General features: G+C 71.0%; 19 protein-coding genes. 14 read left to right on the top strand and 5 right to left on the bottom strand.

Annotation, left to right across the window (positions count from 1 at the left end; translation table 11 throughout):
- Positions 1-39 precede the first annotated feature (39 nt).
- The 13 genes from OG510_RS25535 (at position 40) to OG510_RS25475 (ending at position 18,266) form a co-directional block, all read left to right on the top strand.
- Complete coding sequence (locus OG510_RS25535; protein WP_406139845.1) at positions 40-1,248, top strand: ROK family protein; 1,209 nt, start codon at positions 40-42, stop codon at positions 1,246-1,248.
- Positions 1,249-1,367: 119 nt separating this feature from the next.
- Positions 1,368-2,702 carry an ABC transporter substrate-binding protein gene (locus OG510_RS25530; protein WP_406139844.1) on the top strand — a complete coding sequence of 445 codons (1,335 nt, stop codon included), beginning with the start codon at positions 1,368-1,370 and terminating at the stop codon, positions 2,700-2,702.
- 7 nt (positions 2,703-2,709) lie between these two features.
- Positions 2,710-3,651 (top strand): carbohydrate ABC transporter permease, encoded by a 942-nt coding sequence (locus tag OG510_RS25525; protein ID WP_406139843.1) that lies wholly within the window; start codon positions 2,710-2,712, stop codon positions 3,649-3,651.
- Positions 3,652-3,656: 5 nt separating this feature from the next.
- Complete coding sequence (locus OG510_RS25520; RefSeq protein ID WP_406139841.1) at positions 3,657-4,556, top strand: carbohydrate ABC transporter permease; 900 nt, start codon at positions 3,657-3,659, stop codon at positions 4,554-4,556.
- A 5-nt stretch (positions 4,557-4,561) separates the two neighbouring features.
- Positions 4,562-5,827: a 6-phospho-beta-glucosidase gene (locus tag OG510_RS25515; RefSeq protein WP_406139840.1), complete on the top strand. Its 1,266-nt coding sequence runs from the start codon at positions 4,562-4,564 to the stop codon at positions 5,825-5,827.
- Positions 5,818-6,918 (top strand): N-acetylglucosamine kinase, encoded by a 1,101-nt coding sequence (locus tag OG510_RS25510; RefSeq protein WP_406139838.1) that lies wholly within the window; start codon positions 5,818-5,820, stop codon positions 6,916-6,918. The genes OG510_RS25515 and OG510_RS25510 overlap by 10 nt, the downstream gene beginning before the upstream one ends.
- Before the next feature lie 407 nt (positions 6,919-7,325).
- Positions 7,326-8,753 carry a hypothetical protein gene (locus OG510_RS25505; RefSeq protein ID WP_406139836.1) on the top strand — a complete coding sequence of 476 codons (1,428 nt, stop codon included), beginning with the start codon at positions 7,326-7,328 and terminating at the stop codon, positions 8,751-8,753.
- A gap of 137 nt (positions 8,754-8,890) precedes the next feature.
- A complete protein-coding gene (locus OG510_RS25500) occupies positions 8,891-9,853 on the top strand; it encodes a glutamate ABC transporter substrate-binding protein (protein ID WP_406142546.1) in 963 nt (320 codons plus the stop codon).
- A gap of 131 nt (positions 9,854-9,984) precedes the next feature.
- Positions 9,985-11,325, top strand: coding sequence for a hypothetical protein (locus tag OG510_RS25495; protein WP_406139834.1), 1,341 nt, complete (start codon positions 9,985-9,987; stop codon positions 11,323-11,325).
- Between the two features lie 10 nt (positions 11,326-11,335).
- Complete coding sequence (locus OG510_RS25490; protein WP_406139832.1) at positions 11,336-14,017, top strand: tetratricopeptide repeat protein; 2,682 nt, start codon at positions 11,336-11,338, stop codon at positions 14,015-14,017.
- Positions 14,018-14,021: 4 nt separating this feature from the next.
- Complete coding sequence (locus OG510_RS25485; protein WP_406139831.1) at positions 14,022-15,410, top strand: PP2C family serine/threonine-protein phosphatase; 1,389 nt, start codon at positions 14,022-14,024, stop codon at positions 15,408-15,410.
- A gap of 143 nt (positions 15,411-15,553) precedes the next feature.
- Entirely contained in the window at positions 15,554-16,924 is a 1,371-nt protein-coding gene (locus OG510_RS25480; RefSeq protein ID WP_406139829.1) for a vWA domain-containing protein, read from the top strand.
- A 76-nt stretch (positions 16,925-17,000) separates the two neighbouring features.
- Positions 17,001-18,266, top strand: a complete 1,266-nt coding sequence (locus OG510_RS25475; protein ID WP_406139827.1) for an FHA domain-containing protein — start codon at positions 17,001-17,003, stop codon at positions 18,264-18,266.
- On the opposite strand, the gene OG510_RS25470 is transcribed toward OG510_RS25475, so the two are convergent.
- A complete protein-coding gene (locus OG510_RS25470) occupies positions 18,244-19,239 on the bottom strand; it encodes a methyltransferase domain-containing protein (protein ID WP_406139826.1) in 996 nt (331 codons plus the stop codon). The two genes, OG510_RS25475 and OG510_RS25470, sit on opposite strands and share 23 nt — an antisense overlap.
- A 208-nt stretch (positions 19,240-19,447) precedes the next feature.
- Here OG510_RS25470 and OG510_RS25465 point away from each other — a divergent pair, with 208 nt between their 5' ends.
- A complete protein-coding gene (locus OG510_RS25465; RefSeq protein ID WP_164266792.1) occupies positions 19,448-19,852 on the top strand; it encodes a globin in 405 nt (134 codons plus the stop codon).
- Positions 19,853-19,908: 56 nt separating this feature from the next.
- On the opposite strand, the gene OG510_RS25460 is transcribed toward OG510_RS25465, so the two are convergent.
- From OG510_RS25460 to OG510_RS25445, 4 genes are all read right to left on the bottom strand, one after another.
- Entirely contained in the window at positions 19,909-20,655 is a 747-nt protein-coding gene (locus OG510_RS25460) for a hypothetical protein (RefSeq protein WP_406139824.1), read from the bottom strand.
- The gene (locus OG510_RS25455; RefSeq protein ID WP_164266794.1) at positions 20,652-21,074 is read right to left on the bottom strand and encodes a thioesterase family protein; all 423 of its coding nucleotides are present in this window, start codon (positions 21,072-21,074) and stop codon (positions 20,652-20,654) included. The genes OG510_RS25460 and OG510_RS25455 overlap by 4 nt, the downstream gene beginning before the upstream one ends.
- A gap of 2 nt (positions 21,075-21,076) precedes the next feature.
- On the bottom strand, positions 21,077-22,741 hold the full coding sequence (gene ettA, locus OG510_RS25450; protein ID WP_406139822.1) for an energy-dependent translational throttle protein EttA: 1,665 nt from the start codon (positions 22,739-22,741) through the stop codon (positions 21,077-21,079).
- A 359-nt stretch (positions 22,742-23,100) separates the two neighbouring features.
- The gene (locus tag OG510_RS25445) at positions 23,101-24,408 is read right to left on the bottom strand and encodes an LAETG motif-containing sortase-dependent surface protein (RefSeq protein ID WP_406139820.1); all 1,308 of its coding nucleotides are present in this window, start codon (positions 24,406-24,408) and stop codon (positions 23,101-23,103) included.
- Positions 24,409-24,550: the final 142 nt, after the last annotated feature.

The following is a 24,550-nucleotide window of genomic DNA, read 5'->3' as shown; positions in this document are numbered from 1 at the left end:
ACTTTCCTAACAGTGGTGCGAGGGGCAGGAGCGTACGACATGGCAGGTGGCACGACTCCAGGAACCCCGCGCGTGCTGCGGGCGATGAACGACCGCGCCGCCCTCGACCTGCTCCTTGAGCACGGACCGCTGTCCCGTACGAAGATCGGCAAGCTGACCGGGCTCTCCAAGCCGACCGCCTCCCAGCTGCTGGCGCGTCTGGAGGCAGCCGGGCTCGTGGTGGCCACCGGCACCAGTGAGGGCCGTCCGGGGCCGAGTGCGCAGCTCTACGCGGTCAATGCCGGGGCCGGGCACGCCGCCGGGATCGATGTGAACCCGCAGCGCATCCGGGCCGCCGTCGCCGACATCACCGGCCGCACCGTCGGCGAGTTCCGGCTCGCGACCCCGGGCAGACGCGGTACGGGCGTCGTCCGGCAGGTCACCGAAGCCCTGGACGGCGCCACCAAGGCCGCGGGACTGGTACGGGCCGATCTGCGCCGGGTCGTGGTGGGCACCCCCGGCGCCTTCGACCCGAACACCGGCCGGCTGCGGTACGCCTCCCATCTGCCCGGCTGGCACTCCCCCGCGCTGCTCGACGAGCTGGCGGCGGCGCTGCCGATGCCCGTCGAGTACGAGAACGACGTCAATCTGGCCGCCGTCGCCGAACAGCGGCTGGGCGCGGCCCGCGGCCACGAGGACTTCGTCCTGCTCTGGAACGAGGAGGGCGTCGGCGCCGCCGTCGTACTCGGCGGCCGGCTGCACCGCGGCTTCACCGGCGGCGCGGGCGAGGTCGGCTTCATGCCGGTGCCCGGCGCCCCGCTGGTGCGCCAGGTGACCAAGGCGAACGCGGGCGGCTTCCAGGAGCTCGCGGGCTCCCAGGCGCTGGCCAGGCTGGCCAGGGAGCTGGGCATCGAGGGCATCGGCAGCGGTCCGCACACCGCGGTGGCGAGCGCGCTGATCAGCGAGGCGGCACGGGCCGACGCGGGACCGTACCGGCGTCTCCTGGAGGTCTTCGCCACCGCGGTGGCCACCGGTCTGGCCTCGCTGGTGGCCGTGCTCGACCCCGAACTCCTGGTCCTCTCCGGCGATCTGCTCGTCGCGGGCGGCGAACCGCTGCGTGAACTCGTCCAGCGCGAGCTGGCCGAACTGGCCGCTTCCCGGCCCCGGCTCGTCCTCGGCTCCGTACGGGACCAGCCCGTCCTGCGCGGGGCGCTGGAGAGCGCGCTCGCCACCACCCGCGACGAGGTCTTCGACACCTCGGCGCACTGACCCCGGCGGAGTACCGGCTCCGTTCCCCCCTCCCGTACCCCCGTACTCCCACTCGTTTTCCCCAGCACCCCCGCGCATCCCCCGTAACAGCCCCAGATCCGCCAGAGGGAGATTCCGTCATGCCCAGAAACCGCCGACTGGCCCCGGCCGTCGTCGCTGCCGCGTCCCTGTCCCTGCTCGCCTCGGCCTGTACCGGCCAGAGTTCGGGCGGCGCGGACGACGATGTGAACGCGCGGACCACCCTCACCTTCTGGCACGGCTGGAGCGCCGCGAGCGAGGTCAAGGCGATCCAGGCGGACGTCGACCGCTTCGAGAAGATCCACCCGAACATCACGGTGAAGGTCGTCGGCAACATGACCGACGACAAGATCAACCAGGCGCTGCGGGGCGGCGGTTCGGACGCCCCCGACGTCGTCTCCTCCTTCACCACCGACAACGTCGGCAAGTTCTGCTCGTCCGGTGCCTTCGTGGATCTGAAGCCGTTCCTCGCGAAGTCGAGGATCGACCTGGACAAGACCTTCTCCAAGCCGCTCCAGGACTACACGCAGTTCAACGGGGTGCGCTGCACCCTGCCGCTGCTCAGCGACGCGTACGCGCTCTACTACAACAAGGCCGCGTTCAAGGCCGCCGGGATCACCGCGCCGCCGAAGACCTGGACCGAGTTCGACCGGGACGCCGTCAAGCTGACGAAGCCCCAGGGCGGCTCGTACCGGCAGCTCGGCTTCATGCCGACCTTCCACGGCTACGAGTCGACGCCCAGCCACATGGTGGCGCAGTGGAGCCCCACGTACGTCGGCAAGGACGGCAAGTCCGACGTGGCCAGGGACCCCGCCTTCGCGAGGATGTTCAGCTGGCAGCAGGGCCTGGTGAAGAAGCTGGGCGGCTTCGGCAAACTGGAGAAGTTCCGGGCCACGTTCGGTGACGAGTGGGGCGCCAAGCACCCCTTCCAGACCGGCCAGGTCGCCATGCAGGTCGACGGCGAGTGGCGGCTCGGGATGGCCCAGGACGCCAAGTCCAAGGTGGACATCGGCATCGCCCCGCTGCCGGTCCCCGACGACCAGGCCGCCTCGTACGGCAAGGGCTACATCACCGGCACGATCGCCGGTATCGCGTCGACCAGCAAGAAGCAGAACGCCTCCTGGGAGTTCGTGAAGTACATCACCACCGACACCGACGCGGTCGTGGACTTCGCCAACGACATCCACAACATCCCGTCCACGCTGGCCGCGCTGAAGTCGCCGAAGCTGACGTTCGACCCGCGGCTGAAGACGTTCCTGGACATCGCGCGGAACCCGGCCTCCACCACCACTCCCCCGTCGGTCAACGGCGGCACCTACCAGGTGACCCTCCAGGACTTCGGATACGACTTCGAGTCGGGCAGGGCGAAGGATCTGAAGGCCGGTCTGCGGAAGACCGCGTCGCAGATCGACAAGGACAACGAGAAGGCGAAGTAGCCTCGCCATGACCACGTACACCCCGCGATCGAAGCGCCGCCGGGCGGCGGTGCGCACGGCGGCCTTCATGTCGCCCTGGCTCATCGGGTTCGCTGTCTTCTTCGTCTATCCGCTGGTCTCGACCGTCTACTTCTCCTTCACGAAGTACGACGGCTTCAAGGCCCCGGCGTTCAACGGCCTGACCAACTGGACGTACGTCTTCACCGAGTACCCGGACTTCTGGCCCGCGATGCGCAACACCCTCTGGCTGGTGGTCGTGATGGTCGCCTGCCGGGTGGTCTTCGGGCTCGGCATCGGGATGCTGATCACCAAGATCAAGACGGGGGCCGGGATCTTCCGGACCCTCTTCTATCTGCCGTATCTGGCGCCGCCGGTGGCCGCGACGCTGGCCTTCGTCTTCCTGCTCAACCCGGGGACCGGGCCGGTCAATTCGATCCTCGGTGACATCGGGCTGCCGACGCCCGGCTGGTTCACCGACGCCACCTGGTCCAAGCCCGCGCTCACCATGCTGGCGGTGTGGGGCATCGGCGACCTGATGGTGATCTTCATGGCCGCGCTCCTCGACGTACCGAAGGAGCAGTACGAGGCGGCGGAGCTGGACGGCGCGTCCCCGGTGCAGCGCTTCCGGTTCGTGACGCTGCCGAACATCGCGCCGATCATCATGTTCGCCGTGGTCACCGGGGTCATCCAGGCGATGCAGTACTACACCCAGCCACTGGTGGCCGGGAAGGTCGCATCGGGGATCATCGGCGGCTCCGGGCAGCAGTTCTCGCCCGGCTTCCCCGACAAATCGACCCTGACCCTGCCGCAGCTCGTCTACACGCTCGGCTTCCAGCGCTTCGACTACGGGTCAGCCTGTGTGGTCGCGCTCGTCCTCTTCGCCCTGGCCATGGCGTTCACCGCACTGCTGATGCGGCGCCGCAGCGGGCTCGTACAGGCAGGTGACTGACCGTCATGACACAGCTCACCCAGGCCGCCGGAGGCCCGGCCGCCGTCCTCGGGGCCGACCGGGCGCAGCGGACCGCCCGCCGCAGGACCCTGCTGCACTGGATCGCCGTGCACGCGCTGGGCGTGGCGGCGGCGCTCTTCTTCGTGCTGCCGTTCGTCTTCGTGATCCTCACCTCGCTGATGAGCGACCAGCAGGCGCTCACCCGCGACCTGTGGCCGCACACCTTCGAGTGGTCCAACTACCGCAAGGTCTTCGACACCCCGGGCTTTCTGTCCTGGTGGCGGAACACCCTGCTGTACGCGGGGCTCGGCACCGTACTGACCGTGGTGTCGTCCCTGCCCGTGGCGTACGCCCTCGCCAAGTTCCGCTTCCGGGGCCGGCATCTGTCGCTGATGCTCGTCATCTCGATGATGATGCTGCCGCCGCAGGTCGTCATCATCCCGATGTACCTGTTCTGGGCGAAGCAGCTCGATCTGTCGGGGACGCTCTGGCCGCTGATCATCCCGATGGCGTTCGGCGACGCGTTCTCCATCTTCCTGCTGCGGCAGTTCCTGCTGACCATCCCCGACGAGTACATCGACGCGGCCAAGGTCGACGGCTGCGGGGAACTGCGCACCCTGCTGAAGGTCATCGTCCCGATGGCCAGACCGGGGATCGCCGCCGTCGCGCTCTTCCAGTTCTTCTACGCCTGGAACGACTACTTCGGCCCGCAGATCTACACCTCGGAGAACCCGGCCGCCTGGACGCTCTCCTACGGCCTGGAGTCCTTCAAGGGCGCACACCATACCGACTGGAATCTGACCATGGCCGCGACCGTCCTGGTCATGGCCCCTGTGATCCTCGTCTTCTTCTTCGCACAGAAGGCATTCGTCGAGGGCGTCACACTGACCGGAGTGAAGGGTTAGCTGAAATGAAGCTCGCAGTAGTGGGGGGCGGGTCCACCTACACGCCCGAACTCATCGACGGTTTCGCGCGGTTGCGGGACACACTGCCGATCACTGAGCTGGTGCTCGTCGACCCGGCGGCCGACCGTCTTGAGCTGGTGGGCGGTCTCGCCCGGCGGATCTTCGCCAAGCAGGGGCACCCGGGCGTCATCACGACGACGTCGGACCTCGACGCGGGCGTCGAAGGCGCCGCGGCGGTCCTGCTCCAGCTGCGCGTCGGCGGTCAGGCCGCCCGGCAGCAGGACGAGACCTGGCCGCTGGAGTGCGGCTGCGTCGGGCAGGAGACGACCGGCGCGGGCGGCCTGGCCAAGGCCATGCGCACGGTGCCGGTGGTACTGGACATCGCCGAGCGCGTACGGCGCACCAACCCGGACGCCTGGATCATCGACTTCACCAACCCGGTGGGCATCGTCACGCGGGCGCTGCTCCAGGCCGGGCACAAGGCCGTCGGGCTCTGCAACGTGGCCATCGGCTTCCAGCGGAAGTTCGCCGCGCACCTCGATGTCGCGCCGTCCGATGTGTTCCTCGACCATGTCGGGCTCAACCACCTCAGCTGGGAGCTGGGTGTCCGCATCGGCGGCCCCGAAGGCACCGACGTCCTGCCGAAGCTGCTGGACGAGCACGGCGACGCGATCGCCGGCGACCTGCGGCTGCCGCGCCCGGTGCTGGACCGGCTCGGCGTGGTGCCCTCGTACTACCTGCGCTACTTCTACGCGCACGACGAGGTCGTCAGGGAGCTGGGCAGCAAGCCGTCGCGGGCCGCCGAGGTGGCCGCGATGGAGAAGGAGCTGCTCACCATGTACGGCGACCCGAAGCTGGCCGAGAAGCCCGCGCTGCTGGCCAAGCGGGGCGGCGCCTTCTACTCGGAGGCGGCGGTCGACCTGGCGTCCTCGCTGCTGGGGTCGGGAGGATCGCGGTTCCAGGTCGTCAACACGTACAACAACGGGACGCTGCCGTTCCTCCCCGACGACGCCGTGATCGAGGTGCAGGCGACGGTGGACGGCAACGGCGCGACACCGCTGGCCGTGCCCGCGCTCGACCCGCTGTACGCCGGTCTCGTCGCGAACGTCACGGCGTACGAGGACCTCGCCCTGGAAGCGGCGCTGCGCGGCGGCCGCGACCGGGTGTTCCGGGCGCTCCTCGCGCACCCGTTGATCGGGCAGTACGCGTACGCAGACGAGCTGACGGACAAGCTCGTCGCGCACAACCGGGAGCACTTCGCGTGGGCCTGACAGCAGGTGTGCTGGCGATCGACGCCGGCAACAGCAAGACGGACGTGGCCGTCATCGCCGCGGACGGCACCGTCCTGGGCCGGGGCCGCTCGGGCGGCTTCCAGCCGCCGGTGGTGGGGGTCGAGGCGGCGGTGGACGTGCTGGCCGCGGCGGTGGGGGCTGCGGTCGCGGAGGCGGCGGGGGTGGAGGCGGCGGGGGTCGCGGAGGCTGCGGGGGCGCGCGCCGGGGCGCCCGTGGTGACCGGGGTCGGTTTCAGCTCCGGCTCCGGCTCCGGCTCCGGCTCCGGGGCAGCACGCGACAGGGCGGGCGGCCCGCCGTACGCCTCCTTCGTCTCCGCCTGTCTGGCCAACGCCGATCTCCCGGTCGAGGAGCGTGACCTGGCCGCCGCGATCGGGGCACGCGGCTGGGGCCCGGCGGTCGAGGTACGCAACGACACCTTCGCGATCCTGCGCGCGGGCGTGGACGAGCCGCGCGGGGTGGCCGTCGTGTGCGGGGCCGGCATCAACTGTGTCGGGATGACCCCGGACGGGCGCACCGCACGCTTCCCCGCGATCGGCCGGATATCCGGCGACTGGGGAGGCGGCGGCGGTCTGGCCGAGGAGGCGCTGTGGCACGCGGCGCGCGCCGAGGACGGGCGCGGCGTGCGTACCGAGCTGATGCGGGCGGTACCGGCGCACTTCGGGCTGCCGACGATGTACGCGGTGATCGAGGCGCTGCACCTGAGCCGTATCCCGGCTGACCGTAAACACGAACTGACACCGGTCCTCTTCGCGACCGCGGCGGCCGGTGACCCGGTCGCCCGCTCGGTCGTCGAGCGGCAGGCGGAGGAAGTGGTCTCGCTCGCCGCGGTGGCGCTGGGCAGGCTCGGGCTGCTCGACGAGGAGACCCCGGTACTGCTGGGCGGGAGCGTACTGGCCGCGCGGCACCCGCAGTTGGACGAGCGCATCAGGCAACTGCTGGCCGACCGCGCGCCGAAGGCCGTCCCCCGGGTGGTGTCGGCCGCCCCGGTGCTCGGCGCCGCGCTGCTGGGTCTCGACCGGATCGCGGCCCCCGCGGAGTCCTATGCGCGGGTGCGGGAGCAGTACGCCTGAGGGGCGGGTCTGAGGCGCGGGTCTGAGGGGCGGGTCTTGATGCGCTGAGGGCTGAGGGGGTTGTGTTCCGCGCGGTGCGGCGCACAGCCCCCTTGTGACACCCGGACGAGTTGACACCCGGACGAGGAGGCTCGAACGGGAACCGAATTGCCCCCGGCGGCGTATTCAAGGTGAAGGCGGACACGGGGCGGACTCCGGGCAGACATCGGGCTGACGCCGGACGGACACGGGGCGGGACGGGGCAGTACGGGGCAGGCGCAGGCGACAGATCGATCAAGATCCAGCCAAGGCCGCTGTGCGTGCGGGGCCCCTGCGGCCATACTGCTGGCCGGGCACTTGTCGTCCCACGCCGGGGAGTTCGCAGGACCGTGACATCGCGAGAGACGCGAAGGACAGGGGGAGGTCGAGTGGTACACCCGCCGAACGGGGGCACGGTGCAGGGCCCACCGCCCGCCCAGGCGCCTCCGCCCGCATCACCCGTGCGCGCGCCCGCGCCGCCCGCGCACGCGCCCGTCCCACCGGCGCGGCGCGGCGTCTGGACCGGGTCGCGGGACCGGCTGCGCGCCGCCGCGACCACGGAGCCGGGCCGGCTGTGGATCATGGGGACGCTGGTGGCCGCGCTGGTCGTGGCCTTCGGAGCGGTGACCGCCTTCGAGATCTCCGACCGGGCGGACTCCGCCGACGACGTGGTCAGCCGCAGCCAGCCCCTCAGCGCGGACGCCGCGAACATCTACCGCTCACTGGCCGACGCGGACACCGCGGCCGCGAGCGGCTTCCTCGCGGGTTCGGTGGAGCCGGCGGACGTCCACGCCCGGTACGACAGCGATATCGCGACCGCGTCCCGGCTGCTGGTGAAAGCCGCTTCCCACACCGACAGTTCGACGGAGTCCGGGCGCCAGATCGCCCAGCTCAACGAGCAACTCCCCCGATACACGGGGCTGGTGGAGCGCGCCCGAGCCAACAACCGGCAGGGGCTGCCGCTCGGCGGCGCCTATCTGCGGTACGCCAACCAGCAGATGAGCACGGCGCTGCTGCCCGCGGCGGAGAAGCTCTACGACGCGGAGACGGGCCGGCTGTACGACGACTACGACTCGGCGACGCTCTGGCCGTACCTCGGCACCGCCGTGGGGATCCTGGCCCTGGGCGGCCTCTGCTATGTCCAGCGGCGCAACTATCTGCGGACCAACCGGGTGTTCAACCACGGCCTGCTGGCCGCGTCGGCGGCGTCCGTCGCCGTGCTGCTGTGGCTGGTGGCGGGGCATCTGGTCGCGTCCGCCGATCTGCACACGTCGCGGACGCACGGCCAGGAGTCGCTGAAGGTGCTCAACGACGCGCGGATCAGTTCGCTGAAGGCCCGCTCCAACGAGAACCTCACGCTGGTCTCGCGCGGTTCCGTGCTGACCAAGGACGGCAAGCACGATCAGTACGAGTCCGACTATGCCACGGACATGGCAGCCCTGGTCAGCGGACTCGACAAGGCGAAGAGCCTGGCGGCGGGCGACAGCGCGGGCAGCGGTCCGGTGGATGCCGCGCGGGCCGACGTGACCACCTGGAAGCACCGGCATGCCGCGGCACGCCGCACCGACGACAGCGGCGACTACGAGGACGCTCTGACCCAGGTCATCGGCAGGACGAACTCGACCGGCCAGTCCTTCGACCAGGTGGACAAGGCGCTGGACCAGGCGCTCGGCCATGAGCAGCGGGAGTTCACCCGGGCCGCGTCGGACGGCCGGGGCGCGCTGACCGGGCTCCCGGTGGGTGCGGCGGTGCTGGCCGTACTGGGCGCGGCGGCCGCGGGACTCGGCATCAGCCGCAGGCTTTCGGAGTACAGATGACCAGGGGCCGGGTGAGCAAGGGCCGGGTGAGCAGGGGTCTGGTGAGCAGGGGTCTGGTGAGCAGGGGCCAGGTGAGGAGGGGCAGCGTGCTGAATCGGAGGAGCGGCAGGCTCCACGGCTGGGGCGGCGTCACGGCGATGGCCGCGGCGTGCGCGCTGACGGCGGCCGCCACCATGATCCCGCTCGCCCTGGGCGGCGGCTCCGGCGACGGTACGCCGTCCGCCGGGCAGCGGGTGGCGCAGGCAGCCCCGGTGAAGGCCGCTCCGGGGAAGGCCGAGAGCTGTACCGACCCGGAGGCGAGCCTCACGCCGTCCAGCGCCGACGGCCCCACCATCGACCGGATCAAGAAAGCCGGCCACCTGGTCGTCGGTGTCGACCAGAACAGCTACCGCTGGGGCTACCGCGATCCGGCCAACGACAGGCTGGACGGCTTCGACATCGCTCTCGTCCGGGCCATCGCGAAGAACCTCCTGGGCAGCGAGGACAAGGTCACCTACCGCGCCATCCCCACCAACCAGCGGATCGAGGCGCTGCAGGAGAACAAGGTCGACATCGTCGTGCGGACGATGACGATCAACTGTGAGCGGGTCAAACAAGTCGCGTTCTCCACGGCGTACTTCCAGGCCGGCCAGCAGGTGCTCGCCCCCAAGGGCTCCACGATCACCGGGTACAACGACACGCTCAAGGGCAAGAAGGTCTGCACGGCGACGGGCTCGACGGCGTACGACGCGCTGAAGGCCAAGTCGTACGGCGCGGTCTTCGCGGACACTCCGACCGAGCAGCGGACCGTGCCCAACCAGCTGGACTGCCTGGTCAAGCTCCAACTGGGCCTGGTCGACGCGGTGGTCACGGACAACGCCCTGGCCGCGGGCCAAGCGGCGCAGGACCCGGCCGTCGACCTCAAGGGCGGCCCGTTCACCACCGAGTACTACGGCGTGGCGACGAAGCTGGGCAACGACGATCTGGTGCGCCGGATCAATCAGGTGCTCGTCGACTACCGCAGCGGCGGATCCGAAAGCCCCTGGATGAAGGCGTACCGGAAGTGGCTCTCGGCGGATCTGAAGGGAATAACCGGCCCCCCGGCACCGAAGTACCGGTAGAACAGCACAGCCACGGGCAGAACTTGACACTGTAGGCAGCACAGAACACCGCGGTGCGGAACGCCGCGGCACAGAACAGCGCGGTACAGAACAACAACACCGCACAGGCCGGTGGAGCGGAGAGGTGATCGATGGGCGTCGCGGGTTCCGTCCCCAGTCCCGGCGGGCCGGGGAGCGCCGCCCCCGGGCCGGTGATGGACCGGGACGAGGTGGACCGTGCGCTGGCGCGGCTCGTCGCCGAGCACGAGGCCATCGAGACCTCGCTCATCGCCCTGCAGGACCACGCGGGGCGCCGGCTCCTCGAAGGCGCCGAGCTGACCGGGGTCACCAAGGACCGCTGGGCCGACACCGAGCAGGCGATCTCGGTGCTGTGGACGTACTTCGACGCGTACGCGAAGGCGCTGGAAGGGGCCCGCACGCTGCGTTCCCGGCGGCGCTGGCCCGGCCGGGAGGAACTGGCCGAGCTCACCGGCGTGTTGCGCGGCCGGGCCGTCACCCTGGCGAGCACCGCAGGCCGGCTCCCGGCCTCGCTCACCGGGCCCGTGGAACTCACCGAGCAGTTCACGCTCGAAGAGCTGGTGAGCCGGATGAACGAGCTGTACGCGCGGTCGCTGGACATGATCGTCGCGGCGGACTCGGTGTGGTCCGCGCTGCCCGCCCGTATCGACCTGCTCGCGGCGGAGCTGGGCCGTACCCGTTCGCTGGCCCACTCGGTCGGCGTACGCCCCGGTGAGCACCCGGCGGGCGACGACCTGGAGTCGATCACGCAGGAGCTGACCGCGCTGCGCGCCGGAGTGATATCCGATCCGCTGGCCTACTGGGTCGCCACACAGGGCAGTTCGGCCCCGGGCGGCGGGCGCGCCGACACCGGCCGCTACGACCGGGCCGCGCGCGCCCTGGAGGAGATCCGCCGCGAGATCGACGCGGTGCTCACCGTCCGCCAGGACGCGGAGCAGCGCCTGCTGCGGCTGCGGGATGTGCTGACCCGCGCCGACCGCACGCTCACCGAGGCCAGATCGGCGCGCGGTGAGGTGCTGGCGAAGATCGCCGCGTCCGAGGTACCGGCCGTGAGCGGTCCTTCGACGGTGCTCCAGGAGCAGCTGCGCACGGCCGCCGAGTACCGCAGGCACGCCCAGTGGCACCGGCTCTCGCCGCTGCTTGAATCCCTCGAACAGGAAGCCGACGACGAGCTGCGGCGGGCCCGGGACTCGCTGTCCGCGGTCACCGCCCCGCTCGCCGTCCGCGCGGAGCTGCGGGGCCGGCTTGACGCGTACCGGGCGAAGGTCGCCCGGCACGGAATGGCCGAGGATCCCCTGCTGATCGAGCGGTACGACGCGGCCCGCAGAATGCTGTGGAGCGCGCCGTGCGATCTGCGCGTCGCCGAACAGGCGGTGCTCCGCTATCAGCAGGCCACGGCGGAGGTTCTGGTCCCGAGACAGCCCGGGCCCGCCGACCACAGGGGGAACGCGTGAGGGATGCGGGATGAGCGAACAGCAGGAGTGCCAGCGCCCCGGGTGCGAGGGCAGCTATGAGGACATGGGCGGCGGTGAGCTGTACTGCGACACCTGCGGTCTGGCGCCGGTGGTGTCGCCCAGCGGCCTGGTGAGTTCACCGCCGACCGGAATCGCCGGAGGGGCGCGCGGGAGCAACAGCGCGCGCTCCGGCAGCGCTTCGGTGCGCGGCGGTTCCGGCTCGTCCTCGCGGTCCTCGACATCACCGTCCTCGACGTCCCGGTCCTCGACATCACGGTCCTCGACATCGCGCAGGTCCGTCTCCGGGCGGCTCTCACGCTCGCTGTCGGGCCAGGGGTCGGCGCGTTCGGTCTCGGTGCGCAGTTCGGGGGCTTCGGCGAGTTCGTCGGGCCGTAACCGGCTGGGCGCCGGTCTGGTGACGATCCCCGATGTGCCGCGCCCCGATCCGCAGTCCGCGGTGATGGCCAGCCCCGAGGTGCCGGAGCGCAAGCGATTCTGCTCACGGTCCGACTGCGGCGCCCAGGTGGGCCGTTCGCGCGGTGCGCGCCCCGGGCGTACGGAGGGGTTCTGCACCAAGTGCGGCCACCCCTACTCGTTCGTACCGAAGCTGGACACCGGCGATGTCGTGCACGGGCAGTACGAGGTGGTGGGCTGTCTGGCCCACGGCGGTCTCGGCTGGGTCTATCTCGCCGTCGACCGTGCCGTCTCCGACCGCTGGGTGGTGCTCAAGGGCCTCCTGGACACGGGTGACCAGGACGCGATGGCCGCGGCGATCTCGGAGCGGCGCTTCCTCGCCGAGATCGAGCACTCCAACATCGTGCGCATCTACAACTTCGTGGAACACCTCGACCAGCGCACCGGCTCCATGGACGGCTACATCGTCATGGAGTACGTCGGCGGCAAGTCGCTCAAGGAGATCGCCAACGAGCGGCGCGGCCCGTCGGGCCGGCGGGACCCGCTGCCGGTCGAGCAGGCATGCGCGTACGGGATCGAGGCCCTGGAGGCGCTCGGCCATCTGCACAGCCGCTCGCTGCTGTACTGCGACTTCAAGGTCGACAACGCGATACAGCAGCAGGACCAGCTGAAGCTCATCGACATGGGCGCGGTGCGGCGGATGGGCGACGACGAGTCGGCCATCTACGGCACGGTCGGCTACCAGGCGCCCGAGGTCGCCGAGGTCGGGCCGTCGGTCGCCTCCGACCTGTACACGGTGGCGCGGACCCTCGCCGTGCTGACCTTCGACTTCCAGGGCTACACGAATGTGTTCGCGGACAGCCTCCCCGACCCGGACAACATCGAGGTGTTCCGGCGGTACGAGTCGTTCTACCGGCTGCTCGTCCGGGCGACGGACCCGGACCCGGCCCGCAGGTTCGCATCGGCCGCCGAGATGGCGGAGCAGCTCACCGGGGTACTGCGGGAGGTCGTCGCCGTCCAGACGGGCCGGCCGCGGCCGTCGCTCTCGACGCTGTTCGGGCCCGAGGTACGGGTCACCGACACGGCTCTCTTCGCCGAGCTGACGGGGGACGCCTCGCTGCTCGGCGCACGCGAACTCCCCGCAGGCCGCCGGGGAGCGAAGGCAGTCCTCCCCGCCCAGCGCTCCCCGCAGCCCGCCGGGCCGGCCGCCGGGCAGCCGGCCGGGCAGCCGACATCCTGGCCGCCTGCCGCCGCCCCGCAGCCGGGCCAGTCCCCCACGTCCGGCGTCTCCGGCGTCCCCGCCTTCGGCGCTTCCAGCCCGGGCGGCCCGGCCAGTGCGTCCGGCCCGTTCCTGGCCGGTCTCGACGCGGGCGCCACCGCGCTGGCGCTGCCCGTGCCGCGCATCGATCCGCACGACCCGAACGCCGGTCTGCTGGCGGGTCTGCTGGCCGCGGCGCCCGGCGAGCTGATCGCCGCGCTGGAGTCCGCACCGACCCCGTCGCTGGAACGCAGCCTCCGACAGGCGCGCGCCCTCCTCGACAACCGGGACACGTACACCGCGGTCGACATGGTCACCGCGCTGGAGAGCGAGTACCCGCACGACTGGCGGGTCGTCTGGTACCGCGGCCTCACCTCGCTGGTCACCGGCGACCGGGAGACCGCAGCGCTCTCCTTCGACGCGATCTACGACGCGTTCCCCGGGGAGCCCGCGCCGAAGCTGGCGCTCGGGGTCTGCGCCGAGGTGCTCGGCCAGCTGGACAACGCGGCGGAGTACTACCGCCTCGTGTGGACGACCGACCCCAGCTACGTCAGCGCGGCGTTCGGCCTCGCCAGGGTGCAGCTCGCGGCCGGTGACCGCACGGCGGCCGTCCACACGCTGGAGTCGGTGCCCGAGGCGTCGATCCACTACACGGCGGCGCGCGTCGCCGCGGTGCGCGCCCGGCTGCGCCGCCGTGTCCCGACCGACCCCCTGGTGGACGACCTGCGGTCGGCCGCCGACCAGGTGGCCGCGCTCCAGCAGTTCGGCATCGACGCCGTACGGCAGGAGCAGCTCACCACCGAAGTACTGGGCACCGCCCTGGACTGGGTACTCTCCGGAGGCCGGGGCGGCCAGGTGGTGCAGTCCACCACCCTGCTCGGCAGTCCACTCGACGAGCGTGGCCTGCGCTTCGGACTCGAACGCTCGTACCGGGTACTCGCCCGGCTCGCCCAGCGTGGCGAGGAGAGGATCGACCTGGTGGAGCGGGCCAACCGTTTCCGCCCCCGGACGTGGGTGTGAATTGATGTCCCAGACGAATCCGACCGTGTGCCCCAGCTGCGAGGAGCCGCTGGAGTCAGGCGACTTGTTCTGCGGCGCGTGCGGGTACGACCTGTCGGCGGCGCCCGAGCCGCCGGACCGCCGTCCCGCGAACGCGGCCGGCGGCGCGAGCCCCGCGGGTGCCCCGACGGCCGCCTGGCCCGCCGCCACCGACCGGGACAGCTCCGGCCGCCCGGCGCCCGTCCAGGCCGCCTCCGATGTGCCGGGTATCACATCGGACGGCGGTGAACTGCCCAGTGGTGAACCGCACAGCGGTGAACTGCACAGCGGCGTACGGTTCGACGGCCCGCCGTCGCCCGAGGAGTACGCGCTGCCCGCACCGGACCCCAGGACCGCGGCAGCCGCAGCTGCCACGGCGGAGGTCCCGGCCGGCGCCACCGCGGCAGCGGCCACGGCGGAGGCCCCTGCGACGGCGGAGAACGCGAAGGTCTGTGTCGCCTGCCGCACGGGCCGGATCGACGGCGACGGCTACTGCGAGAACTGCGGTCACGCCCAGCCCCGCGAGCGTGACCACATGGAGCAGGAGCTGGAAGCGGTGGCAGCGGTGAGCGACCGCGGGCTGCGCCACCACAGGAACGAGGACGCCTTCGCGGTGTCGTCGGTGAACCTGCCGGACGGCTCGGCCGCCACGGTGGCGATCGTCTGTGACGGGGTGTCGTCGGCGACCCGCCCCGACGAGGCGTCAGCCGCCGCCGCGGAGGCCGCCAATGAGGCGCTGCTGGCTTCGCTGCCCGCGGGCACGCATCCCCAGCAGGCCCTGCACGAGGCGATCATCGCCGCGTCGGAAGCGGTCAACGCCCTTGCCGCCGAGCCCACCGGGGCCATGGAGCACGACGCGCGCCGCCATCAGAACGCCCCGGCCTGCACCCTGGTCGCCTCCATCACGGTGGGCGGGCTGCTCGTCGTCGGCTGGGTGGGCGACAGCCGGGTGTACTGGGTGCCCGACGACCGCACCACCCACCCGTCCCGGCTCACCGAGGACGACTCCTGGGCGGCGCAGATGGTCGCCAACGGGCTGATGGGCGAGGCGCAGGCGTACGCGGACGAGCGGGCGCACGCCATCACGGGCTGGCTCGGCGCGGACGCGTACGAACTGGAGCCGCACACCGCGTCCTTCAAGCCGGACCGGGCCGGTGTGGTGGTGGTCTGCTCGGACGGCCTGTGGAACTACGCGGAGTCGGCCGAGCAGATGGCGCGGATCGTCCCGCCGGACGCGGCGACCCGGGCACTGCACAGTGCGCAGGTGCTCGTGGGCCATGCGCTCGACGGCGGGGGCCACGACAACGTAACAGTGGCCGTCGTGCCGTTCCCGATGCCACCGAAGAGGGCAGGATCCGCCCACACGAAGGCGTGAAGGCACGGAAGCATGAGGCGTAAGGCGTGAATTCGACCCTGTCCCGTTGACTCGGCTGTCCCCGTCGGCCCAGCTGTCTCGTTGATCCAGCTGTCTCGTTAACTCTGTTGAAATTGCCGCGTTGTCGTCAAGGAGCCCGTCAGATGGCCAACTTCTCCAAATCCAACGTGCCGCAATTCTCCGTAGACGTGTACCAGAACGAGTACCTGCCGGAGGGCGGGCGCGAGGTGAACGCGATCGTCACGGTCACATCGACCGGCGGCGGAACGAGCGGCTCCGCCCTCGCGGGCGCGAACACCGGGTCCGTACCGGGTCCGGGACAGGCACCCGCCGCCGTGGTGATCATGGTGGACTGCTCGGGTTCGATGGACTACCCGCCGACGAAGATGCGCAACGCCCGGGAAGCGACGGCGGCCGCGATCGACGCCCTGCGGGACGGCACCGCGTTCTCCGTGGTGGCGGGCACCCATGTGGCGAAGGACATCTATCCGGGCAACGGCCGGCTGGCCGTCGCGAGCCGGGCCACGCGCGCCCAGGCAAGGGAGGCGCTGCGCAAGCTGAGCGCCGGCGGAGGCACGGCGATCGGCACCTGGCTGCGCCTCGCCGACCGGCTGCTCAACACCCCGGACGCGGCCGGCGGCGCCGTACCGCAGATCCGGCACGGCATCCTGCTGACCGACGGCCGCAACGAACACGAGGCGCCGGAGGATCTGCGGGCCGCACTGGACGCCGCGGCCGGCCGCTTCACCTGTGACGCCCGCGGGGTCGGTACGGACTGGGAGGTCAAGGAGGTCACCGGTATCGCGTCGGCGCTCCTCGGCACGGCCGACATCGTGGCCGACCCCTCGGGGCTCTCCGCGGACTTCACGCGGATGATGGAGGACGCGATGGGCAAGGAGATCGCCGACGTCGCGCTGCGGCTCTGGACACCGGTCGGCGTGGAGATCAAGTTCGTCAAGCAAGTGGCGCCCAGCGTCGAGCAGCTGACGGGCCGTCGGACCGAAGCCGGGCCGCGCGCCGGTGACTACCCGACCGGCTCGTGGGGGGACGAATCCCGCGACTATCACGTCTGCGTCCAGGTGCCGGAGGCGGGAATCGGCCAGGAGATGCTCGCCGCCCGGGTCTCGCTCGTCCTGCCCGACCCCGCCGGGGGAATGCCGCAGACGCTTTCGCAGGGCCTGGTACGCGCGGTGTGGACGGACGACATGACCGCATCGACCTCCATCAACCCGCAGGTCGCGCACTACACGGGCCAGGCGGAACTGGCCCAAGTCATTCAACAAGGTTTGGATGCCCGCAAGTCGGGCAATCTGGACGGCGCGACGGCGAAGCTCGGCCGTGCGGTGCAGCTTGCGGCAGCCTCGGGGAACGCGGACACTGCGAAACTGCTCGCGAAGGTGGTGGACGTCGTCGACGAAGCGACCGGTACTGTGCGACTGAAGGCAAAGGTGGCGGAGGCGGACGAGATGACCCTCGAAACGCGCTCCACCAAGACAGTTCGCGTCAAGAAGTAACAGAAAAAGCACCATAAGCAGCAGAAGTGACGTTTTGCGGCCTCCGGGCCGGACGAGGAGAGGGGGAAGCGACTCCATGCCGACCTGCCCGAACGGACACCAGTCGGGATCCGACGACTGGTGCGAGGTCTGCGGCCATCGCATGGGCGCCGTGCCGCCGCCTCCCCCGCCGCCCACGCCGTACGCAGGCGGTGGCGTGCCCCAGCAGCCCGCACACCAGCAGCCCGCGTCCCAGCAGCCCCCACCGCAGCAGCAGCCACCGCGCGGGAACCCGGCGGCCGGTTACGGCTATCCGCCGGAGCCCACGGCGCAGGCGGAGATCTGCCCGCAGTGCCGTACGCCGCGTGAGTCCGGGGCGCCCTTCTGCGAAGAGTGCCGCTGGAACTTCCTGACCAACACCGCGACCTCGTACACACCGGTGGCCCCGAATCTGCCGCCGGGCCTCCAGGCCCAGCAGCAGCCGCCCAGGCCGCCGGACTCGTTCGAGTACCAGAGCTCGCGGCCCTCGCAGATCAACCGTCCCGCCGAGCCGCTGACCAACGCGCCGAGCGGCCGGCCGGCCCCGCCGCCTCCGCCCCCGGCGTACCAGCGGCAGTCGCCTCCGCCGCCGCCCTCGTTCGCCCAGCCGCCGAGGGCACCGCAGGCCCCGCAGCCTCCCGAGCAGCCGAACGCGGCGGACGACTGGCTGCTCCCGCCGCCGTCCCAGCCCCAGCCCCAGCCCCAGGGGCCGGATCGGGGACAGGACCAGGCACCTCAGCAGCATCAGCCGCCCCAGCCCCCGCAGCAGTTCCAGCCCCCGCAGCCGCAGCCGCAGCCGCAGTCCCAGCCGCAGCAGCCGCCTCAGCAGGGGCCCGGACGGCCGGACCAGCAAGGCCGGCAGGGCCACCCAGGTCAGCCCTCCCCCGCGGCCGAGCAGGCCCAGTCCCAGGCCCCGGCCGGCTGGTCGGTCACGGTGGGCCCCGACCGTGAGTACTTCATGGCGATGATGCAGCGCAGCGGCCCCGAGGCCACCGGGCTCAATCTGCCGGCCTACTCCCCCGAGCAGCGGCTTCCGCTCTCCGGCAACCAGATCACCATCGGCCGGCGCAGGCACTCCACGGGCGAGTCACCCGACGTCGACCTGTCGGTCCCGCCCGAGGACCCCGGGGTGTCGCACCAGCACGCGGTCCTGGTGCAGCAGCCCGACGGCTCCTGGGCCGTCGTCGACCAGAACTCGACGAACGGCACCACGGTCAACGGCGCCGAGGACCCGATCCAGCCCTACGTACCGATCCCGCTCGAAGAGGGCGACCGGGTGCACGTCGGCGCCTGGACGACGATCAGGATCCACCGGGGGCAGTAGCCACCGGACGGTGAGCCGGGGGGACGAGCGGCCAGGTGTACGGCCCTTCGGGGTCGTCCAGCCAGGCCCACTCGTGCTCCCCGCTCACCGTCACCCCGAACCGTTCCCGCTGGGGGCGCCCCTCGCGCTCCCACAGGGAGAACGCCTCCACCGGGTCGAGGCTGCCCGCGGTCAGCGTGAGGACGAAGCGGAAGAGCGCGTCGTTCAGCACGCTGGGCGGCAGCCCGCCGCCCCTCAGCACCTGCTCGGACCCGGCTGTGCCACGCAGCGGTACGAAGTAGGCCGGCTTCTCCAGGAACCGCCCCTGCGCGTACTGCTCGTCCCGCACCCGCAGCACGATCAGCCCGGTGGCGAGCGGGGCGAGAATCCGTGCGCCAGGACGGCACTGCGCGAGCCAGGCCCTCGGTACGGACGGGACCGCGCAGGTCACGATGACCGCGTCGAACGGGGCCCGCGCGGGGCAGCCCAGCGCACCGTCCCCGGTGACGACGGCCGGGGCAGCGCCGGCGGCCGACAGATGGGTCCGCGCCGATTCGGTGATCTCCGGGTCGATGTCGACGGTCGTGACCAGCGAGTCGTCCAGCCGGTGGGCCAGCAGAGCCGCGTTGTAACCGCTGCCCGCCCCGATCTCCAGCACGGCGTCCCCGTCACGCACCGCGAGCCCGTCCAGCATCCGCGCCATCAGCGAGGGCTGGCTGCTGGACGAGATCAGCTCGCCGTCCCGGATCCGGGTCGCCAGCGGCTGATCGGTGTAGACACCCTCCAGCCAGCGCCTGCGCCGCTCGGGGTCCGGGTCCTCACCCCACAGCCGCTCACGGCGGCCCACGCCCTCCTCGCCGTCCACGAAGAAGTACGGCACGAAGAGATGCCTCGGCACCGCGGCGAACGCCTCCCGCCAGGCCGGATCCGGCAGTGCGCCGCTCTCCGCGATCTCGCGCACCAGCGCCGCCCGCAATGCCTGGTCTGCACCCATATCTCCACTCTGCTGCGCCCCGCACGGGGAAGCGAACCCGAAGGGTCCGGTCGGCGGCCGGATCCGGACGACACGATCCGTACACACTGATCCGCGCGATCCGTACCCACTGATCCCCACGATCCGTACGGCCTGATCCCCACGATCCGTACGGCCTGATCCCCGGCGGAGGGCCGACCTCCGCCGTGACGTCTGCGACCATGGAGGGGTGACAGAGATCCCGCGCGGCACGCTTCAGGAGCAGACCTTCTACGAGCAGGTCGGCGGCGAGGAGACCTTCCGGCGCCTGGTCCACCACTTCTACCAGGGCGTCGCGGGAGATCCCCTGCTGCGGCCGATGTACCCGGAGGAGGACCTCGGCCCGGCCGAGGAACGGCTCGCCCTCTTCCTGATGCAGTACTGGGGTGGCCCCCGTACCTACAGCGACAACCGCGGCCACCCCCGGCTGCGCATGCGCCACGCCCCTTTCCAGGTGGACCGGGCCGCGCACGACGCCTGGCTGAAGCACATGCGGGCCGCGGTGGACGAGCTCGGCCTGGCCGAGGAGCACGAGCGGCAGCTCTGGAAGTACCTGACGTACGCGGCGGCCTCCATGGTGAACACCGAAGGCTAGAGGCTGCCGGGACCGGACGGCGACAGCCCCTGCAGAGCCTCTTACGGCGGGCAGCCCTACGCGGGCGTGACGCTCAGCCCGCCCAGGCCGGATGCCTCGCGGACGGCGGTCGAGCCGTACGGGGTGCGCAGCCGGAGCCAGGAGCCGGCGCCGAGCAGCGTGTAAGGCCCGGAGTGGCCGCTGTCGCCGAGGGGACCGGTACCGCTGCCGGTGGAGAGGTCGGGAACGGCCACCCGGACCGGGCGCAGAAAGCCGAGCGAGTGGGCGGCGTGTGCCGCGCGGACCGGGAGGGCGGTGTCGCCGACCGGCCGGGACCAGATCTCCCGCCCGATCCGGTCCAGTTCGGCACGGGTACGCCGGTCGGCGGGCAACTCCTCGGTACGCACCCGGAATTCGGCGACCACGGCCGCCACAGCGGAGTGCAGCGCGTCGGGCGACGGAAGTCCGGGCAGTTGCCGCCAGCCGCTGCGGGGCGGCAGCAGACCGGCCCACGGAGGACCGGTGACAGCGCCGGGGACGGTGGCCGCCGCGCCCTGCTCGTCGATGGATTCGAGGAGTTCGCCCGCCGAGACGGTGCTGTCCAGCTCGGCCGGGGCGGCCAGCCGCGCCGTCCGGACGGCCAGCACCTCGAACGAGGGCGGCCGCCCGAAGACGGCCAGGCTCTGCTCCGTACCGCCGTCGGCGCGTGCCTGCAGCCGCACCGCCGCCGCACGGTCGTAGTGGATCAGCCGGGCCAGGAAGGCGGCGAGATCGGCCGCCTCCCCGGCGTCGGCGAAGACCAGCCGCAGCGGGAGCCCCGTCATGCCGCGAGTACTCCCGGCTGGTCCAGATACTCCTGGAGGAAGGACTTCTCGTCGGCGGTGATCCGCCGCGGCCGCTGCGCCTCCAGGTCGTACGGGACGACGACCGTCGACGCCCGTACGTACACCTGGTCCTCGTCCTTCACCTCGTAGGCGATGGTCAGGGACGCGGCGCTGATCTTCGTCACCCAGGACTCGACGGTGACCGGCGCATGCCGGTGCACCAGAGGGCGCACATAGTCGATCTCGTGCCGGGCGACGACGGACCCGCCGGAGAACGACGGCGAACCGTCCCCCGGCGCCAGCCGGAACATGAAGTCGATCCGCGCCTCTTCCAGATACCGCAGGAAGACGACGTTGTTGACGTGCCCGAAGGCGTCCATGTCCGACCAGCGCAGGGGGCAGGAGTAGATGTGCCGCACGGTCAGCCTCGCGTCAGCTTCTTGTACGTGGCACGGTGCGGGCGGGCCGCGTCGGCACCGAGGCGTTCGACCTTGTTCTTCTCGTACGACTCGAAGTTGCCCTCGAACCAGTACCACCGGGAGTCGCCCTCGTACGCCAGGATGTGCGTGGCGACGCGGTCGAGGAACCAGCGGTCGTGGGAGATGACCACGGCCGCACCGGGGAATTCGAGCAGCGCGTTCTCCAGGGAGGAGAGCGTCTCGACGTCCAGGTCGTTGGTGGGCTCGTCGAGGAGCAGCAGGTTGCCGCCCTCCTTGAGAGTCAGCGCCAGGTTGAGGCGGTTGCGCTCACCACCGGAGAGGACACCGGCCGGCTTCTGCTGGTCCGGGCCCTTGAAGCCGAACGCGGAGACGTACGCCCGCGAGGGCATCTCGACCTGGCCGACGTTGATGTAGTCCAGCTCGTCCGACACGACCGCCCAGAGGGTCTTCTTGGGGTCGATGTTGGCGCGGCTCTGGTCGACGTAGGAGATCTTGACCGTGTCGCCGACCTTGATGGCGCCGGAGTCCGGCGACTCCAGGCCCTGGATCATCTTGAACAGCGTGGTCTTGCCCGCGCCGTTCGGACCGATGACACCGACGATGCCGTTGCGCGGCAGCGTGAAGGACAGGTCGTCGATGAGGACCTTGTCGCCGAACGCCTTCGAGAGGTTCTCGACCTCGACCACGATGGAACCGAGCCGCGGGCCCGGCGGGATCTGGATCTCCTCGAAGTCCAGCTTCCGCATCTTGTCGGCCTCGGCCGCCATCTCCTCGTAACGGGCGAGGCGGGCCTTGGACTTGGTCTGGCGGCCCTTGGCGTTGGAGCGGACCCACTCCAGCTCTTCCTTGAGCCGCTTGGCGCGCTTCTCGTCCTTGCGGCCCTCGACCTTGAGGCGGGTCGCCTTCTTGTCGAGGTACGTGGAGTAGTTGCCCTCGTAGGGGAGCGCACGGCCGCGGTCGAGTTCGAGGATCCACTCGGCGACGTTGTTCAGGAAGTACCGGTCGTGGGTGACGGCCACCACAGCACCCGGGTACTTCGAGAGGTGCTGCTCCAGCCAGTTCACCGACTCGGCGTCCAGGTGGTTGGTGGGCTCGTCGAGGAGGAGCAGGTCGGGCGCCTCGATCAGCAGCTTGCAGAGCGCGACGCGGCGCTTCTCACCGCCGGAGAGGTTCACGACGGGCCAGTCGCCGGGCGGGCAGCCCAGGGCGTCCATGGCCTGCTCCAGCTGGGCGTCCAGGTCCCAGGCGTTGGCGTGGTCCAGGTCCTCCTGGAGCTTGCCCATCTCGTCCATGAGCGCGTCGGTGTAGTCGGTCGCCATCAGCTCGGCGACCTCGTTGAAGCGCTTGAGCTTGCCCATGATCTCGGCGGCGCCGTCCTGCACGTTCTCCAGGACGGTCTTCGACTCGTCCAGCTCCGGCTCCTGCATGAGGATGCCGACGCTGAATCCGGGCGAGATGTATGCCTCACCGTTGGAGGGCTGCTCAAGGCCCGCCATGATCTTCAGAACCGTGGACTTACCGGCACCGTTGGGGCCCACCACACCGATCTTCGCGCCGGGCAGGAAGTTCAGGGTGACGTCGTCGAGAATCACCTTGTCGCCGTGCGCCTTACGCGTCTTGCGCATGGTGTAGATGTACTCAGCCAAGAGAAACCGTCCGGCAATCGATGTGTGGGCAGATGTACTCCATCTTGCCTGACAGCCACCCGGAGACGGAAACCGCCTGCCCTTGCCCAGCACGCACCCGGCTGACCTGCGGCGGCCCGAGGCAGATTCGTCGCTGTCTGTCAATGTTGGTCACCCGCAGCCCCCTTTCGTACGTGCTGCCCGGTACGCGGCCGGGCGGTACTCGAGCGGCCGGTACGCGGGCGCCGAGGCAAGTACGCGAACGGTGGGCAGGCAGACGGTGAGCACGCAGACGGCCCCGGTACGCCGATGCGTACCGGGGCCGCTGTACCACGGTCACTTCGCTTGCTCAGTCACGCTCCGGTGACCGGTCCACGGGGTCAGTGACCCGCGGTGTTCTTCCTGCGGAGCATGAAGACCGCACCGCCGCCGAGCACCACGAGGGCGATCGCCACACCGGCGATCACCGGGGTGGAGCTGGAGCTGCCGGTCTCGGCCAGGTCGCCGCTGCCACCGTGCGTGCCCGAGGAGCTACCGCCGGCCGAGGCCGCGCTGGGCTTCGGCGCCGGGGTGGCGCTGTGGGTGGGCGTGCTGCCCGCCGTCTTGCAGTCGAGGACGCCCTGGAAGCGCTTCTCGAAGCCGTTCGGGCCCTTGATCGTGAAGTCGTACGCCTGATCCTCGGCGACCGGGACGGTCACCGTCTCGGACTTGCCGGCCTCGATCGTGTGCTTCTGGCCCGCGAGCTCGAAGGCGAACGCCTCATCGCCCTTGTTGCCGGCGGTGATGTCGACGCCGCCCTTGGCGCAGTCCTTCTTGGCGGAGAGGGCCGGGATGGCGCCCTTGCTGGCCCAGTTGGCCGAGGCGACCGCACCGACCGACGCGGTGCTGGTGCCCGCGAGGATCTGCGTCTGGCTCTTGGAGTCACTGACGAAGGCACGGCCGATCGGCACCGTGGTCTGCGCGGTGACGTTCAGCTTGGCCGAGCCGGGCTGGGCGCCGGCCGGGACCTTGAAGAAGAGCTGGGTGCCATTGACCGCGCTGGTGACGGGCTTGCCGTCCTTGCCGACGACGGTGACGCCCTGCGGCGCGTCGGGGGCGAGGGAGACCTCGGCCTTGGCGGCGTTGGTGGAGACCGTCACCGGGCCGATCGACTCGCCCGGGTGGCCCGCCACGTCGGCCGGGCCGAGCGAGAGCGAGGCGGCGGGCTCGGCGACATTGGCCGCGGACTTCTCCAGGTACTCGGTCAGCTTCCGGCCGGCCTCGTCCTTCGGCACCGCGTCGACGTGGTCCGAGAAGTGCCAGATCGCGGCCTGGGTGGCGGCCGCGGCCGTGGCGTCGGTCAGCGTGACATTGAGGTTCGCACCCAGCGACGCGGGCGTCACCTGCGGGTAGGAGTGCTCAAGGATCCAGCGGATCTTGCCCGCGTCGTTGTTGTGCGCGAGCGAGGACTCGGCCCAAGTGACCTCACGGTAGGAGGTGTTGGCCTGAGTGTGGTTGTGCAGGTCGATGCAGTACGTCTTGATGGACCCGCCGCCGTCGACCTTGAGCTCGAAGAGCCCGGCCGTCTCGTTGGCGCCGTCGATCACGACCTTGTCCCCGACCGACACCCCGGGGTTGTCCAGGGTGGCGGTGACGCCGGAGGAGTTGGCGGGAGCGTCATCGGCGAAAGCAGGCCCGGCAGTTGCCATCGCACCACCGGCGACCAGCCCCGCAGTCAGGGCCGCGGCGGCCAGCCGGGAGGTGCCCAGCCGCCGTATGCGGGAATCAGGACCCGCAGAAAACACAGAAACCGCAGAAAACACAGAATTCCCCTTCGGGCAAGGACTCTTC

The organism is Streptomyces sp. NBC_01089, assembly GCF_045162975.1.
GTDB lineage: Bacteria > Actinomycetota > Actinomycetes > Streptomycetales > Streptomycetaceae > Streptomyces.
This window is presented reverse-complemented; position numbering and strand designations above follow the sequence as displayed.

Coding starts and splice junctions, on each gene's coding strand:
- OG510_RS25490 (WP_406139832.1), top strand. CDS start 11,336: ATGAGCGAACAGCAGGAGTGCCAGCGCCCCGGGTGCGAGGGCAGCTAT.
- OG510_RS25480 (WP_406139829.1), top strand. CDS start 15,554: ATGGCCAACTTCTCCAAATCCAACGTGCCGCAATTCTCCGTAGACGTG.
- OG510_RS25475 (WP_406139827.1), top strand. CDS start 17,001: ATGCCGACCTGCCCGAACGGACACCAGTCGGGATCCGACGACTGGTGC.
- OG510_RS25520 (WP_406139841.1), top strand. CDS start 3,657: ATGACACAGCTCACCCAGGCCGCCGGAGGCCCGGCCGCCGTCCTCGGG.
- OG510_RS25525 (WP_406139843.1), top strand. CDS start 2,710: ATGACCACGTACACCCCGCGATCGAAGCGCCGCCGGGCGGCGGTGCGC.
- OG510_RS25495 (WP_406139834.1), top strand. CDS start 9,985: ATGGGCGTCGCGGGTTCCGTCCCCAGTCCCGGCGGGCCGGGGAGCGCC.
- OG510_RS25485 (WP_406139831.1), top strand. CDS start 14,022: ATGTCCCAGACGAATCCGACCGTGTGCCCCAGCTGCGAGGAGCCGCTG.
- OG510_RS25535 (WP_406139845.1), top strand. CDS start 40: ATGGCAGGTGGCACGACTCCAGGAACCCCGCGCGTGCTGCGGGCGATG.
- OG510_RS25515 (WP_406139840.1), top strand. CDS start 4,562: ATGAAGCTCGCAGTAGTGGGGGGCGGGTCCACCTACACGCCCGAACTC.
- OG510_RS25445 (WP_406139820.1), bottom strand. CDS start 24,408: ATGGCAACTGCCGGGCCTGCTTTCGCCGATGACGCTCCCGCCAACTCC.
- OG510_RS25500 (WP_406142546.1), top strand. CDS start 8,891: ATGGCCGCGGCGTGCGCGCTGACGGCGGCCGCCACCATGATCCCGCTC.
- OG510_RS25470 (WP_406139826.1), bottom strand. CDS start 19,239: ATGGGTGCAGACCAGGCATTGCGGGCGGCGCTGGTGCGCGAGATCGCG.
- OG510_RS25530 (WP_406139844.1), top strand. CDS start 1,368: ATGCCCAGAAACCGCCGACTGGCCCCGGCCGTCGTCGCTGCCGCGTCC.
- OG510_RS25460 (WP_406139824.1), bottom strand. CDS start 20,655: ATGACGGGGCTCCCGCTGCGGCTGGTCTTCGCCGACGCCGGGGAGGCG.